The organism is Vibrio sp. Vb1980, assembly GCF_033338615.1.
GTDB lineage: Bacteria > Pseudomonadota > Gammaproteobacteria > Enterobacterales > Vibrionaceae > Vibrio > Vibrio alginolyticus.
In genome coordinates, this window is record NZ_JAWOSZ010000025.1 from 1 (window position 1) to 16,829 (window position 16,829).

11 protein-coding genes are annotated in these 16,829 nt (G+C 39.2%); 8 read left to right on the forward strand and 3 right to left on the reverse strand.

The window, feature by feature from the left end; all coding sequences use genetic code 11:
- Positions 1-284 precede the first annotated feature (284 nt).
- Genes radA through R7F64_RS22530 form a run of 5 tightly spaced genes read left to right on the forward strand, consistent with a single transcriptional unit; the run spans position 285 to position 8,249 of the window.
- Positions 285-1,694, forward strand: a complete 1,410-nt coding sequence (radA, locus tag R7F64_RS22510) for a DNA repair protein RadA (RefSeq protein ID WP_069493407.1) — start codon at positions 285-287, stop codon at positions 1,692-1,694.
- A gap of 34 nt (positions 1,695-1,728) precedes the next feature.
- On the forward strand, positions 1,729-3,090 hold the full coding sequence (locus R7F64_RS22515; RefSeq protein ID WP_079880565.1) for a tyrosine-type recombinase/integrase: 1,362 nt from the start codon (positions 1,729-1,731) through the stop codon (positions 3,088-3,090).
- Between the two features lie 11 nt (positions 3,091-3,101).
- The gene (locus R7F64_RS22520) at positions 3,102-5,525 is read left to right on the forward strand and encodes a hypothetical protein (RefSeq protein WP_318072087.1); all 2,424 of its coding nucleotides are present in this window, start codon (positions 3,102-3,104) and stop codon (positions 5,523-5,525) included.
- A 25-nt stretch (positions 5,526-5,550) separates the two neighbouring features.
- Positions 5,551-7,743, forward strand: coding sequence for a phage integrase family protein (locus tag R7F64_RS22525; protein WP_140299198.1), 2,193 nt, complete (start codon positions 5,551-5,553; stop codon positions 7,741-7,743).
- Positions 7,740-8,249 carry a hypothetical protein gene (locus R7F64_RS22530; RefSeq protein ID WP_069493404.1) on the forward strand — a complete coding sequence of 170 codons (510 nt, stop codon included), beginning with the start codon at positions 7,740-7,742 and terminating at the stop codon, positions 8,247-8,249. Before R7F64_RS22525 ends, R7F64_RS22530 begins: the two co-directional genes overlap by 4 nt.
- Positions 8,250-8,422: 173 nt before the next feature.
- On the opposite strand, the gene R7F64_RS22535 is transcribed toward R7F64_RS22530, so the two are convergent.
- The gene (locus R7F64_RS22535) at positions 8,423-9,643 is read right to left on the reverse strand and encodes a chromosome partitioning protein ParB (RefSeq protein ID WP_169608786.1); all 1,221 of its coding nucleotides are present in this window, start codon (positions 9,641-9,643) and stop codon (positions 8,423-8,425) included.
- A gap of 383 nt (positions 9,644-10,026) precedes the next feature.
- Between R7F64_RS22535 and R7F64_RS22540 the strand changes: the two genes are divergently transcribed.
- Entirely contained in the window at positions 10,027-10,968 is a 942-nt protein-coding gene (locus R7F64_RS22540; protein ID WP_318072088.1) for a hypothetical protein, read from the forward strand.
- A gap of 629 nt (positions 10,969-11,597) precedes the next feature.
- Positions 11,598-12,035: a hypothetical protein gene (locus R7F64_RS22545; protein ID WP_318072089.1), complete on the forward strand. Its 438-nt coding sequence runs from the start codon at positions 11,598-11,600 to the stop codon at positions 12,033-12,035.
- Positions 12,036-13,144: 1,109 nt separating this feature from the next.
- Here the strand turns inward: R7F64_RS22545 and R7F64_RS22550 are convergent.
- On the reverse strand, positions 13,145-14,197 hold the full coding sequence (locus R7F64_RS22550; protein ID WP_203513992.1) for a hypothetical protein: 1,053 nt from the start codon (positions 14,195-14,197) through the stop codon (positions 13,145-13,147).
- Positions 14,198-14,527: 330 nt separating this feature from the next.
- Positions 14,528-15,322, reverse strand: coding sequence for a hypothetical protein (locus tag R7F64_RS22555; RefSeq protein ID WP_318072090.1), 795 nt, complete (start codon positions 15,320-15,322; stop codon positions 14,528-14,530).
- A gap of 86 nt (positions 15,323-15,408) precedes the next feature.
- On the opposite strand from R7F64_RS22555, the gene R7F64_RS22560 reads away from it, so the two are divergent.
- Positions 15,409-16,554, forward strand: coding sequence for a hypothetical protein (locus tag R7F64_RS22560; protein ID WP_318072091.1), 1,146 nt, complete (start codon positions 15,409-15,411; stop codon positions 16,552-16,554).
- Positions 16,555-16,829: the final 275 nt, after the last annotated feature.

Sequence of the window (16,829 nt, forward strand, 5' to 3'; positions counted from 1 at the left end):
CTAGTCTTGGTTAATTAGTTAGATGAATAGTCTTTTATTATCGAATATAAAAAATTAGACACAGTATAAATTGTCATCTATGCTTGTCGTTATAATAATCAAACACGTAAACCAAAACAGGCTCTATATGCTTTTCAACAATAAAATATCATTGAATACGGAGCACGGTTTTCAGTTTACTCCTAGAGGTAGACGTAGGGTTTATACTGGTTGCTGTCTAAGCTTATCCGCAGTGAACTTGATGTTAATCGTTCATTGGGTCAAACAAGTATAGGGTTCTCAAATTGGCAAAGAATAAAATGGCGTACCTATGTAGTGAGTGTGGTTACGACTCGGTTCGGTGGGTAGGACAATGCCCAAGTTGTAAGGCGTGGAATACTATGTCTGAGTTCAGGCCTGCTGCTATGTCAAAAACTACGTCAGCACTCAACAGGGCGACAGGTGGGAGTCATTCTGGTGGTTATGCTGGTTCTAGCGGTAAGGGTGCTAGGAAGCTTGATGATGTATCGGTTGTTGAAGCGAACCGTGTTTCCACAGGTCAATCTGAGTTTGATCGTGTACTTGGTGGCGGTTTAACGCTTGGCTCAGTTGTCTTAGCATCTGGAGATCCCGGAGCAGGTAAAACCACGCTGTTGACTCAAATTGCCGCATATATGAGTCAGTCAACTCCAACGATGTATGTAACGGCTGAAGAGAGCCTGAGTCAATGGAAGAAGAGAGCACAGGATCGGCTAGGCTTAGAATTTAACAGTGACAATTTCTGGGTGGATGACTCTGATTGTGTTGAAGATATTGTTGCTGCCGTTAAAGAGAATGGTATTAAATTACTAATCGCAGATTCTATTCAAGCTTTTGAATCGACTAGTGTAGAGGGAAGTGCTGGCGGTGTTACTCAAGTAAAAACTTGTGCTCAGATATTGAACCGCCTATGTAAAACGGAAGGTATTACATTGATATTGGTTGGTCAGGTGAATAAAGACAGCAAAATGGCTGGCCCTCAAACCCTAAAGCATATAATTGATACTACTGTTCATATTGATGTCACAGAAAGTAACGTCAGAATACTGCGCTCCGATAAAAATCGCTTTGGTGATACTGATCAAGTAGGTATTTTTCAAATGACAGAACGAGGCATGGTTAGTGTTGATAACCCTAGTCGTCTTTTTCTAAGTGGTAGTGAAGAACGCTATGAAGGTTCCGCGGTCACTGTCATTAAAGATGGAGCCAGAAATCTTTTGATTGAAGTTCAAGCTCTAGCTACTGATTTCGAAGGCGAAAAGCCTCTTCGCAACTGTATCGGAGTCAGTTATTCAAGGCTAGCATTAATCACTGCCGTTTTGAAAAAACATGGAGGTATTAACACCTACTACGACATCAATATCAGTTTAGTAGGAGGCCTTAAAATGGCTGACACTGAGACATCTACAGATCTAGCTGTTATGGCTGCACTAATTAGCTCAATAAACTCACGACCTACACCTGAAGACTCAGTATTTATCGGGGAAGTCGCGTTGACGGGTGAAATTCGCCAAGTTCAAGGTGGGGTCGCTCGTGTCAGGGAAGCGGCGAAACATGGCAAAAAGCTGATTTTTCTTCCTAAAGCTAACTACCATAACTCAATGCTAAAAGATTTAAATCCTGATCAGAAAATAATTCCGGTTGCAAAAATTGCTGATGTGATTAAAGCCCTTTAGTAGGAGGAGTAAACGATGGGTCAAGGAGGATAGAGTGGGCAGACAGAAGCGAATGGTGCCAGAATCATTTGGGGATGGTGATTACTCCATTGTCAGGACGACTGTTGATAAGTATCCAAGGGTCTCATTTGAAGCTGATGGGGAGGTTGGAAATCGCCAGAAGTTGATACATCATCACAATAAATCGCCACATCCCACCGTTATCGATATCCCGCTTCTATGTGATGGAAGAGGCAGAAATGTAATACCAGCCAACTTGTACCTAAGATTCAAAGCAAAACATGATTCTAAACCTCAAACACTTAAGGATTATTCCCAAGCACTTTTAGCCTTCTATCGATTCATGTTAATCAATGGATTGAATATCTATGATGTTTGTGAAGAAAAAGAAAAAGGTGTGGTATACAAGTTTCGCGACTTCTTGCTGGAAAATGTAAAGCGGGAGGTAAACGGCGATATTTCTGGCTTTTACTCTCGCAGTACGGCTATTAGTTACACTCTGAAGATAGTTGATTACTTTAATTTTCTAAATGCTTCAAAAATCATTGAAATTAAAGATGATTTTGTACCTTTCGAATATAAAGCTGTTTCAATACAAAAGCGTAAATCAAAACAGAAAAGGGTGGATGATCTCAAGCTGGGTCACTTAGAAAAAGGGATGAACAGCATTAAGGTTATGACCACGGGACTTACCAAGCCATTCGGACAGGTTCAAATTGTTGAGCCTCATAAGAAATTGAAGCCTATGTCTGACACAGATAAGCAGCTATTTCTTGAAGCTCTTGGTGACGACTTCAGTGATCCTAAAGATCTTATGCTGAATCTTAGTCTTGTGTCAGGGCTTAGGCTCGAGGAATTTATCACATTCCCTTTGAGTGAAGTTCAAGACCCTAAGGCTGAGGTTGTTAAATGTACCATAAGTGAACTGCGCAATGGTTGTTTAACCAAGTTCAGCAAAGAGCGGACTATTGAAATACCTTTTGAAGCTATGAACCAATTAAATTTATATCGATTGAGTACGTCTAGAGCAAATGCCTACAACAGGTGCTGGTTGAATCATAACTGTCTGTTTGTAAAGTCTGATGGCTACCCATTTTCTTCGAATACACTTGAGAAACGTTTCGCGGAAATTAGAGATAAGATACGTGAATCACACCCAGAATGGTACTACAGAGTTCATGATCTCAGGGCAACATTTGCCACTCATTGGTTATGTGACAAGCATATTGAAACGGGACTTCCTTTCGATGCGTTATTAGAAGACTTAAAAGAGCTAATGGGGCACGAACATGCTTCAGAGACCGAAAAGTATATTAAGTTTATGAATGCAAAGGAAAATTGGTTTAAATTCGCACGAATGCAAAATGCGAATGCAGATGAACTCTTTAACAAATAAGGCTAAACCTAGTGGCAAAAAGTCCAATATCTAAATTATCGAGGCAACTTCGAAAGGATAGTGCTAAAAAGAATTTATGTGTTGTAGATGATATTTCTATGCTACTAGAGTTTACACTTAAAAATGGAAAAATAACTAGTTATAACCTTAAAGATTTCTGCCGTATAGAGTGTGATCCAAGTAATATATTGGCAACACCAAAGCGTTATGAATCTATAAGAAAAATATACAAACATTTTTGTTATAGTGAGCTATCCGAGGCAACTAAAGACAATCAAATTAAACACTTTAAGCGATACATAAGGTTGTGTGATCGTAAGAACTTAAACCCTTTTGAACGAGATGGTATTGAAGGGATATTAGGTATGCATGGTGAGTTATCTAGGCAAGAGAAACTAGCCAACGAACCAATGCCTTATAGGTTTAATTACGCAGATGGTACAGAGTTAGGTATAAAGTCATCCAGCGCAAATTCGTTTTCATCAAATGTAAAGTATTTATTATCCATTGCGGGTTGCTCCAACTCTATTATTGAAAAATATGCAAGAAGGCCTGAACTTGAATCTAGCGATAGAAACACAGAGCCACACAGTAAGAATGAAATGGACATTCTTTTAACCAGAGTTCAGTCATATTTTTTCTCGCTAGCAAAAGAAATATCTAGCTATTTTGATAAAAATGGTGAAATACCTAATAAGTTAGATAATATCTCTATTGGTCTTTCTGGATATGAAGGTGAAACCAATGAGGTCAAAATTAATTTAGGTAGCCGTGTTGAGGACACCAAAAATCACAATCTCCTACCATTTAATCAAATGATGGTATCAGCATACATTCTATTTTGTTATTACTCATCATTTAACGATACTCAAATTAGAGAAGTACGCCATCCGCTAACTGTTATTACACGAAGGGCTGAAGGACGGACAGAAAAGTATGTAAAAATTAAGGGATATAAGGCAAGAAAGGGATCTGATGTAGAGGCATACTTTATCGGAGTTGAGAGTGGAGAGCAGGAGGATGTTGAGGCAACAGGCAATCAGGTTGGATTTATTTTAGGTGACTTACTCAAGAGAGGGCATCATAAGCATACAGATGGACTAACTTTCATTAATACACTCTCAGAATTGTCAAAAAAATGTAACCCAGATCAATATGGTCAGCTTTTCTATTCCGTTGATAGTCAAGGTGCTATTAAAAAATTCGATTTAGACCGCCTCCTTAATGCTCTTACGTTTAATTTAGGTTTGCTAGCTGAAGATAGGTCTGGCTTATCTGATTACCTGAGTGATGTGGTTAGCAAGTATTTAGCTACGGGAGAATGGGAAAGAATTACAACCAACACGGATGAGACTGGATTCAGAACTATTTCCCGGAAGGTGACAACAGATGTAATGAAATCAACAAGAGTGCACTCACTTGTTTATGCATTTGTAAGAAGTATCACTAATATTCCGTTAAAAGGAGCGCTTATCCCTCTGATTTATAAAACTGTTGAAGGGCGTGGGGATGTAGAAGTGTTTATCAATTACGTAGATGGATCTATTAGAAGCTTTGTCACCTCTAAGCGCTATGTCAATACACTTAAGATAATCGAAGATCGAGCAGATACATTCAACCCTCATAAAAGGAGTCTAAAAGGAAGGAATGTGACTAGGCCTGCATATTTTCTTCCTATGGGGGTTCGATATGAAACGTACCAATGGGTAGGCCATGAAATGCCTGTTAAGCGTGCTTTTTTAGCTGAGCTAGGGATTGACCATGGCGCATATTTATTGAGTACGGGATCGCGTAGGATTCGGGCTTACAATAGTGATAATTTATATACGGATACAGACCAAGGTAGGCAAGCTAGGGATGTGCTTCAGCACTCTAAGGCAACACAGGGTAAAGATTATGTAAATGGGCACCCACTAGTAAATATGAAGCAGCTCAGTCAAGGACTGGACGTTATGGGACACCTTGCTGATGGAGACTCTATCGAAAGCGCTAAGAGTGAGGTTCGAAAGCAACGTGGGATAAAAGTTCTTACCTACGATGAGGAGAAGCAAAGTAAATATCCATCGAACCCAAATGGAATTGTCTGTAATGGAAAAATTAATCTAATTGAAGGAAAAAACGAGCATTATGCGGCTCAAAAGTTTGCGGAAGAAAATGGCATCATCAAAGAAGGTGAAGATATAACCTGCTATCAATATGATCTATGTATTTTTTGCGAGAGTATGCAGCTTATAGATGATGTCAATTCAGTGTATAAGCTGATAAGTTTTATTGACTCTCGTTATGACTCTATCGTGCAATTTCCAGAGAGAGCAGAGTTTTTTCAGAGACAGATAGACAGGTATGAACACCTATTGGAGTTTTTACCGGAAGAAACCATTAAAAAAGCGGATCTTTTATTTGAAGAGAATGGGCGCTACTTCTTGTTTAAATAAAAACTGAAACGAAAAAGGGCAAAGTATGATTTCATCAGCCGTGATTGAATCAAGTAAATTCAAAACGTCATCGACGTTAATGTCTGGTAAAGAAACCTTTACTGACATATTAGAACGTTTACTGGTAAGCGGTAAATCCGATGAGCTAGATAGTTTTGTAATTTTCGAGGATGAAGGAGTAGTTATCTATTTTCGAGATGATCAATGGCCTTTTTTAGATTCATTTTTGGACTTTGATGGTGGAAAAACAAATCTTGGATTCGATATTGAAGATGTACTATGTGGACACTCAAATGTTCTGTTGATTAATGATCCTATATCAGTTTTAAAATATCAGCTTAAGGTTTTTGCTGTGGTCTCGATATATTTATCTTCCAATCAAATTCAGTTGTCTACATTGAAGAGTCGGTTGAATGAGTTAAAAAAACTACTTCCAACCTTTTTAGAGAATGGTATTTATGATCTATCAATGCTAACAGATGAGAAGTTAGATGAGATTTTTGATATTAACCCATTTATATTTAATACCAGAACTCGCCTCGAAGGATTAAACGCTCTTTATGATGTCTCTCCTTGGTTGCCTTTTGAACTTCAATTTAGCCGACTAAAGGCTTCCTCTTATTCTGCGGGATGGAAAGAACCTAATCAGTTTGCCGTAGTACCTCTCAGAATATATTTTGACTTAATGAAATGGGGAAAGGCTCAAGTTCAATACTACAAATCGATTTCATGGGAAATTGAGACCGCTGTAGAGAAATTACTTAGATGGGAAGAGGAAGAACTAGAGAAAGCTATTAAAGAAATAAGACACGGACAAAGAGCACTCGTTAGTAAACCAACGAAACGATCCCAAAAGCTTATTAGTGAGTTGAATGCGAATGGTATAGAGCTAATAGATTATGAGAGCAACTCCTTATGGCTAGATATATTTAAAAAGGTAGATTTTAAGGTTTCTATTAACCCTGACCGTATTAAGCGATTTCAGGTCACTATTGATGGAAAAATTTTTGGTCGTTCTGAGTTAAAAGATCTACTTAGAGACATTGTAGGAACCTGTGGTTTTGTATGCCTACAATTATCAGGTATGCGGGTTGATGAGTTATACGGAGCACATATTGGGTTTGGTGCCCAAGCTCTAACCTTTTCTGATAGTAGAAGAAATTCAAATAAAGAAATAATTCACCTACTAACAACACGACAATCAAAAATAAAGAAAGGCTCTCAAACTAAAAAGGATACATTTGTAACAACAGAGGAAGGGTATGATGCATTCAATGTCTTGTCCTCTGTGTATAGAAGCTTCAACAAGCGTTTTCAAGGGAAAGAAAAGCGTAGGATGTGGGCTGGATTTAGAAGCTGCCAGTCAGTAAAGCCTTGCAGTAAATCAACGGTTGAGCATCTTATTATAACGGCGATTGAAAAGCACTCTAATGTCAGTTTATTTTTGACTAGTGACGACCTTGTCTATTTGAATATATCAGATCCCGCTAAAGAGCTTGAACTAGGAGATAAGTTTCCAGTAACACCACATACATTAAGGCGCTCTCTAGCTTATTACTTGGTTGGGTATGAGCTTTGTTCTTTCCCTGCTCTGAAGCAGCAATTTAGTCATTTATCGATTTCTATGACTCGGTGGTATGCTCGAAATAGTAGTAACTTCCCTAAAATTTATAAGGAAGTCGATAAGGAGCGTGTTGAGCAATTAGCAGAGATATATGTAAGGATTTACAGTAAGTTAGCTAATGGTGAACGAGTGGCAGGTGGTAAAGGAAAACAGGCAGCCAAAGAGATTGCGCGACAGGGGAAAAATTTCTTCAAAGATGGCACGAATAAGAATCTGCTAACACGGGAATACTGGATTGAGCAATTAAATAAGGATATAAAACATCTTCATGTGATTGCTCCGGGTATGATGTGTACCAATAAGTTGTGTTCAATGAGGATAAATATTGATCTAAGTGAGTGTGTTGACTGTGAGTTCGATTTTATCGAAGACGTCGTTTTTGCGGAAACTTCTAGGATTGACGCTATGAGAAACCTTCATTTTCTACATGAACAAGGCGATCTAAATCATAGTTCATTATCAAAATTAGTTATGACAATAAGGGCATCGGAGAAGATTATGGATGACCTGAATTTTGATTACGAGCCTTATGCTCTAAGTAGAGACTTCTCAGAAATGCTAATTCAAACGGTAAATAAAACGGAGTCCCTATGACAAAAAAATCAACAGAAACTCAGTTGCGGCAAGCCTTCGAACGGCTCAAGGCTAATACGCCAACGAATAGAAAGTATCAACTAAAGGTTAAGGCTAATAAACCTCTAAGAATCACTAAATCAGGTGTTGAAAAAGAAGCTGGACTTTCAAATGGTGCCTTAAAGCACTACCCAGAGTTAATACGTGAGATTGAAGATGCTGAAGCTGAGCGTATTCATGGTAGCAGTGATTCACAACAAGAGTTAGCCGTTGATGATGTCAAATCATCTCCTATTTACAAACAACTAGAAGCTAAGTTGGAACGATGTGAGGAGGAAAGAAAAAAAGCGAAAATAACCATTGCTAGATTGAGCGAAGAGTGTGATAGAAAGGATGCCGCTTTAAATGAAAAGATTGCAGAGATTGATGAGTTGATTACATCTATGTGGCAGCAAATACCGAGAGAGGCACAAAGAAGCTTGATCATTGAAAAAGCTGAAAACATAGTTCGCTTTCGCAAACGGTGATTAAAGGCCCTCGGTGTATATGGGGGATGTACTATCTTGTAAATTATCAGGGTGATGAATGGTACATGTAATTGGTCATATATAATTATTTTTTTTTGCAAAATAGCTTATATTTAGCTGTTTAAAGGGAGAGTGTCAGCACCACACAGCAATACTGCCACCCTTAAAAAAGACTATCTATTTACCTGTTTCATGGCAGAGCGTTTCTTCACTCTACTAGGTGTTTTTCCGGGCATTAAAAATGGTATTGTGAAAGCCTCTTTGATATTTCCTGCTGCTTTTGCTGGAACTCGCTCACCTTCTTCATTCTTTACGAAGTTCGCTACACGTCGAACAGATACCCTTTTGCCTACTACCGGAATATTAAAATATGAATTCCACCCTTTGAAAATGCACGATAGACGGCATAGTAGAGCATAAGATGTTGACTCTTTCCTTATCGACTCAAGGTAGTCACGTACTTTATATTCAATGCTTTCTGTTGAAGTTTGTCCCAAACCTGAAATGATATTAGAGATGTAGATATCAGGAGTGATAGGAATGTCATCTCCTTCATAACTTTTTAATTTTTCGTTTATAAGGTAATGCGCAAACGCCATAGTTGCCTGAGACGCTTGAATTTGTTGCTTATGTTCCTTAGCTAAAGAAGCAACCAAATTAACTGACCACGCTAATTCATCTTTGCCCTGTACGTAATCAAGTATTTCAGCGGGTTGAAATGAGGTGCCTTGAGTTCCTCTAAACGCGTATGGGTTGGCTGTCATGTCAAAAGATTTTGAAAGCATCGCAACCTGAGAAAGAACTCTTGCATCTACGCTAACACCAGCCATTTCAAGGACGTTAGCTCTTGAGCGAACGTTACCAGTATCTGTGTGAGCAAATGCTAGGGCATCAGAAATCCCCCAAATGATGATCGCAATAAAACCATAATTTGATTTTGATGCTGCCTCTAGTCTTGTATGCCCATCCAGTATTTCACCATCATGACCGATAATGATCGGCTCTCCAGTAAGGCACCAACGTCCTTCATTCATGTCCTCCATGAATTTTCTGACCGTGCTCCGGTTAATTCGACGGTTACTTAATTCAGTATTAATTTTTCCCCTTCTTGAGAACTTGAGCATGTCTCTGGCAACAGTTGGAGGAATATGTACAACCTCATGTCGAATAGGAGTATCTAAATTTATGATCTTTAGCTGAGGATAGTACTGGGAATTCGATTTAAAGATTTCTTCCATTACCTTCCTGTCTAACCTGAGAGAGGATGATTCAATTAACTGCATTGAGCTGGCTAAGTATTCATTGGGAGATTTTTGATATTTATCCATCAACCCCTGAACAATGGAATCTTCTACCTCATTGTTTTCTTGGTCTTTTTCTGTTTCTCTAGTCATTTTTCTACCTCAAATTTATCAGGCTCATAAATCTAAAACCTTCCGATTCAACAAAGTTAAGCATTTAATTATTGATCGGACGAGCCGTCCGATCAATGTTTGTTTTAATCTCAATTTAGAATGCAAACTCAACATAATGAGGGGTTCATTCATTGCAAAAGAAATCAGTGAGGCTGGAGGGCTTGTGCTCAATGCACTCGTTTGGAAAAGTTCAGCAACTAACGGCATGTATTAAAGTTATTGACTTATTTAACTTATTCTCATTGTTTGACATACCAAATGAACTAGAAGAAGCATTTCAATCGATACACAGTCGAAAGAACCAAAAGAGGATTGAGCTAGCAAAAAGTGCTATCGAATCGGGCTTAGATAACTTAGTTGAGGTGCCACCGCCATCTCTCACTTTTGTTGTAGCGGAAGTCTTAAGCCATAAGACTTTAGGCAGAGGTATCGTAGAACTGGAATACGATCCTCTCGATACTATGATTGTGGATGGTGTAATTACGTTGTTTGCCATGATGCAGATTAGTGGTTTCAGTCATCCGTTTGAGAAAAAGCGTATCTCTAAGGATTTAACTCAGAAAAATAGTCGAGTTAGGCAAGAACTTGCACGTTATCCTGTGCAAGTCAACTTGTTGTTCTCACCTACAGAGCCATTGTCACAAAAGGCATGTATCACTCTTTATAAAAAGTACAGTCAAGCTGAAAACAACATTTATGCACCTTTAATTGAAAGCCTAAATGCTGAATTGCCTGTGAATACCTATGTGAGAGAGATTGCGGAAGATATCGCTCTTGAATCTTTCGGGGGAATGAAAACGTCATCAGTTAGGCTTTCGGTTAAAGACCCTTATGTGACTACTGAGGCAACAATGATTCGTTTAGTTCTTGGTGCGATCGGCGGTGCAGATTACCAAGATAAAAACAAAGTCGATTTGTTTGGCTCTGGCCATTTTAGTAGTGAGCATATCGATACGATAAAAACCTATATTTGCGTATTTATGGAAGCGTGGCTGACTTCAGTAAAAGCTCAATTGCTTTTGCACAAAAATGGGTTTCATTACTCAACGACACTTTGGCAATCACTAGGGTTAGTCATACATAAACTTTTTCTTGAGAAAAAAGCTTTAGAAGAATTTGCTAAAGCTGGGGCTATTTTAGGGCGTTTGGATTACTCCAAATCAGCTAAGCACTGGGGAAGGTGCGATGCACTGGAGCTTGATGTGTCGGGACAAAGCTATAAAAACGTTACGGGCGGTGGTAGGGCTTTTCGTATTGCCTTAACTAACTATCTTCTTGAATATTTATCAGAGCAAGAAAAGTAGACATATTCTTATTGTCCACGCGTGGTCAATGATGGTCAATGGTGGACAATTGTTCAGTTTAAAAGAGAAGTAAATGAGCTTTCAGGCAGTAAAAACAACAAGTGAACCTTGAATTATCTGAATTAGGCTGAATGTCACCTGTAGGTTTAGTTTCGTTAATGTGACCAGATCTTATAGGTTGCTCTAAATCGGTTCTGTCCAAATCTGAGCTAGCTCAAACGCCATTGAGGTAAGCTATTACACCTTGGTGTTGACAAATTACAAGTCTTGCCAGTTTTGAAATTTCATACGACCTTGTGAGGCTTTTGTTACTAGCACAAGTAGCTTGGTTCTAATTCCGACACATGCGTTGACTGTACCTCAAGAAAGTCGTCAATACCATCAGAGGCTTCCAGATCAGGATTAGCATTTAACAACCCAGCTATGGAACAAAAGCAAGTTGTGGAGGCTACTTTAAGGCCATTGACATACTTATTATCCACCTGATACCTTACAGGCTAGGTTTGACGCCACCTAGACCTGACTCGTGGTCAAGGCGCTTTCTACTTAACTAATGAATCAGTGCTCATTGGGAATAGTGCGTGAGAGTCACATTGCATGTCTTTAGCCCAATAAACGAGGATTGATGTATGTCTAAAAAAAACAAGTATCCAGTTTACCCTTCACAGCTTAAACAGTTTAAAGAATCAGCTAAACAGTTCGCAGTTCTGATTTCTGATGAATCAGAAACTTCTCTAATTTCAGCTTTCAAGAGAAATGATTGGCTTTCTCACGCTTTAGGCCATAAAGGCCATAGTGACCTCATCTTTTTCGCAAAGTCTTGTCATACCTCCGATACTTCTGAAGAGCTATATTTGTTCTGTGATGATGATCAACTTCAAACTGCGATTATTGACATTTTTTCTTCAAAGCTTCCTGATGTACCTAGAGAGATTATCGAAAGTGCAGCATTTCAAATGAAAATGGGTGAGTATTTCAGAATGTTAAATACCCCGCATACAGAAGAAGAAAGCGAAGCTCTATCAAAACTTGGTGGTTACAGTATGGACGATACGTACTATGGATAGGCTTAGAGGGGATGGAGACGTCCCCTCTTTTCAATTAATCGGTGTATAGTATTACTCAGGGACAAAAGCGCCATAGAACACCCGCTCTAAAATTCGCTCATCGCCCGTTAATGGCTGTACCTGTAGTGTGGTACAGCAATGTTAGAAGGGAGGTGCGTCCATCACATCAAAGCCACCATCATACGCACCATTACACACACCAAAGCCTACCTTCTAAAGGTAGTTTGGAAACATAAATCAGTTTGGATTTAAAGAAATCTCTGTTTTAATCCATCGTTACTGAATTCTAAGAAGGAGCCTAAAGTGGAGGAATTTGTTCGGTATATTGATAAGCTAAACTCTGAAGACAGAATGAACTTGTTTCATGTAGTAAATGCCAGCCTTGGTGAAAAAGAGTGTGAGCTAACTCTATCTATCAAATCGTCAGAACCAGAGTTATCTAGCGATTGGTTGATTTCGTGCAGGGACTGCCTGAAGGTGAACATAGATAGAACGAAGCTGCCAGCCCATGAGATCACAATAAAATATGGGATAATACTAATCGGAAGCTCTTATATAACAGGCTCTTATTTTAAAGCTGTAAAACTACACACATCCCACATGTGATTGGTCAGCTCTCACACCGCTTGCAATTAGAGAAAATACTCGGATAGCCCTATCCGAAACTGTCGAGTCGAATTCGCCGCATTTTTGTAAATACTGCCTTTAGCGTCCAACTCCATAGCAGAGCACTTTTTCCAGTAAGTTAGTTCCAGTTATTTAGTTAGCTGAAGCAGCTTTGTATTGGTCGTTAAGCTCTTTCATAATCCTGTGTCACCGCCTCTGTCAGGGTTATACGCAAGAGATAAGCTCTTGTATGCTTTTTTGAGTTGTTCTTCTGTCTTGAATGGAGGGAAGAAGTTGAAGCCTTTGCTTGGTTCAGTAACCGTAACAGTTGTAGTAGGTCTATCCTTTAGCTCTTGCTTCAGGTCTACGACACTGGGTGATTTAGTCCACTCAGGGACAGAAGCGCCTTAGCGTCTGTAACCTAAATGTTTATATTTCGAATGTGCAACCTTAGACGATAAAGCAGCCCCCGTGCAAAGTTCGAAAGCTGCTTTCGTCATTAATTAGTAGTTATGTTGGTTGAAAACCTTTTGAGCTTCTGCCTTCGCTTTCAGCTCCAATTCTTTGCTTACTTTAGGCAGAGATATACCTGCATAAAGGATGAATACTGGCCCATAATCTTCATCATTATCAGCAATCGATTGGGTCGGGTAATAACCATAAAGGTTGGCTAGTTCGTTCAAAAAAATGAGTTTATATTGTTCACTTTCTTTTGAGGAATGTTCGTATTTTTCCATGAGATTAAGAATAGCTGCTGTATTTCCGCTAAATGCAAGCAATTCCTCATATTGAGTGTCACTATAGACTTCATAAGCAAACTCAATTGCTGGGTAGTAACCTTGTTTAGCCAACTCTCGAATTACCTCTACGTCATCAGTGTTTTCAGCGAGTTGCATCATTGCTTCTTTACTTCCTAGCTCAGCCGCTCTTTTTAGTAGTGATAGATACTCGGATTGAACAGATAGTTTTTCTTCGTATTCTTTTGCAAAGCGGAGAGCGCCCCCTTCCAAGACTTCGCCAGAAATGTACTTCTTATACCAGTAGTCCTCGTGCGGGCCTGCATTATCGTCTATTTCAATCCCATCGAAGTGATGAACAACATATGAATACGCAGCGGCTGCATTACCTTCATGGCTCAATTTTTCAACTAGTTTCTCACCTAAACTATCTACCATCCATGGTTCGATCTCATTCCAACTGTAGAACTTACAGTTCTTTAGAAACAGGTTATTACGTATATGTAGAAGGACTTGCTCTTCTAATCTTGCATCTGCTAATACAGCTTTAGATAGCCTTCTAAGGCGATGTCGAACGTTTTTTTCGTTGGTGAATAATAATGGTGTTTCATTGTGTTGGTTAAATTCATCGTCATAAAAATCTGCTTGTCGGCTATCAAGGTCATACTCAGATAGCACGAAACCAACCTTAATCAAGCTAGCCGCAGATTTAAATCCATAAAAAGATGCAACCACTTCTCTGGATTGACCTAATTTAAGATCCGGTAAGTAATTTTTTAATGATTGATGAAAGGCATGTACGAGTTGCTTATCTAACATGATTAATGCTCCGACTTTTAGATCGACTCCGGGCGCACGTTTAAACCTTTTGAGTCGATATTAATCAGCCAAAGGTCATTAAATTAATTCATTAATAGATAATCATTTATTGAAATGTCTGTTTTTACTCATACGCAAGTAAGGCGGACGCCCTACTACAAGAGTACTCTTCGAATGGGGAATGTCAACAGTCCATAATCAAGACTTAGAAGTGGCCTATAGGGATTTCTATCGTTCCTCAGGGACAAAAGCCATTTAGTGTTAGAAATCTAATTGCCTTACCTATTGCAAAGGAGGCACTGCAACTGCCATTTCGATTTGGAGTGAATTCTAATATCTAGGACTAGTAAGGCGGCTGCATTGAATATCAGACTGCTTATCGTTGTAAAACTTCCAGCCGTCTTTTTTCAGAACTTCGACCCATTTGTCACAGCCAACCAGCTTATCGACTGAGTCAGAGGTTTCATTAATCACTTCAAAGAGGTATCCCTTATTGCCGTTGTGAACGAGGTATCTTTTACTTCTCCCCGCCTTATCTGTGACGTTACCAATGAAGTGACTTCTGTCGTCAGAAGAAATAGAAAAGGTTTTAAATTCCTCTGACGCTACCAATAATGCGCGGTATGCAAATGCTGGAATCTTTGTACTGTATTTTTCGTTGCTGAAATCGAAAACAAGCATCGCATCTCGGTATTCGGCAAACTCTTTTAAACCATCTATGTCAGCCATAGATCTAGGGTATGTTCGTATTGGATACTTCACACTGTCCCAAACAGCCGTAACTTTTGTGATAGTGTTTATTTTGAATAGAAGTTTATATACATCCAGTAGACAGCGTGAAACTCGGATGCTGATGATTTCCGGCGCATAAACAGACTGATAGTTTTGATACTGGATGTAAGAGACTGGATATGATTTTACTCTACAGTGGTTCCCCAAAGCTTTTCCATTTTGTTGAAGCACATTAGCAACTACATTGTCTTTCTCAAATTCCGTAGGCCATGAATATAAGCTTTTTGCTTTTTCTCCGGATGAAAATGAATAGCTTTCCACGCAACGTACCTTACTCAGCAATGAAAGTGCTTGTGCACCGCTTTGTATTGTTTTTTGTATGTTGTCTGTCATTGCTGTCCCCTTATGGTTTTGTTTCGCCTGATCAAGAGGTATTCTCACTCAGTACAAACATTAAAAAAGGGACATTTCACTGAAATATGTTTACCGCACTTTCTGACCGAGGAATTCTATTTAACTGTCTTACCGGATTCTTTCGGGTATCAACTAAAGATATAAAGTCAGGTTCCGACGCATTCGTCAAACTAATGAGAATGCTGAAAAAAGATCCCAACATTACTCATGATCAGCAGATGTTCAGAGATTATCGTAACGGAGATCCAGAGAAACTCATTCGGGAACTGAAGGCAGTATGTGGTCTAACGGGATTTGACCTCGATAGTTATTTGAGTGAAGTCGAGGGTTATGAACTTAGGCACTTAGGTGCGTGGTTCGGGATGAAGGTAGCGGTCGCATCATTCAGAAAGGCTCATCATGAATACGGCAGGTTTGAGCTAGATGAGTTTTTTAGTTTCCTTCTGGCTCATTGCGAAATCGAGTATTTATGTCTCAAAGGTACCGATGAAAAAAACTACCACGAGGTAATTCAAAAATTTGTAAGAGACTGGCTGCTTATAGATAGACTGCAACTCCCAGAACTGCCAAATGAACAGGTTACTGAATATGTAATCAAGCTTGTGATGTACTGGGCTGCTTTGTTTGACTTAATGATGGAGCTATCGCATCAACCTTCTCCTACATTGAGCAATTATCTGCCAGAGCTAGCTGAAAAACAGGGTAAAACTTTCGTTGTTCCTTCTATAGAGGTGTTCCTTGAACGCTTAAAGAACAACTGGGCCAAGGATAAGTACCAAAAGGATCGTATAACGTGGACACAGTTATACCGAGATATTCTGGCTGCTCAGTGTACAGATGAAAGTTACTGTCGTTATCGACAGGAAGCTTTCTTAAACGAGAAGGAACTGAAGCTTTGGATGGTTGATCCTGACACCAATGCTATAAAAGCAAGATTTAAGCGCCTTAAGGAAGGGGGGCTATTATCAGCAGATGAGTTTAAAAGTGATATCGCCATCTTGTATGTTCCATTTTCTGAAGCTGATTCTCTTGTAGATGAAATCAGTCTTGTAAGGTTCATCAACATATTTACCTATGTACAGCGTGAACTGTGCCACTCAGGGAGAGACGCAGAGGAAATTGTGCGCTACTTCAGTGAGTATCCGGTATACCGTAACTTGGTAAAGGATCGTTTCGAACGATTCAGGCAGTCTGGAGAGCTAACCTGCTGACACTCTACTCCTAATCGTAGATCTGGTGTGTATTGTTTTGATCACTCTGATTTTCAGCTCAATCAGGGACATAAGCGCCTTAGATAATCCACTCTAAAATATTAAATCCCCATATGGCAAATTGGAACGAATCCTTCTTAGTTGCCTAGCACATATAACCCACTCGAAGTTACGTGCAGATTGCCATCAATCCAATAAACCATTTTTTGATCAACTTTCACTTATGCTAATAATGTGTTGAAATAATATGTTAAACCAACCTATTAACTTTCTAT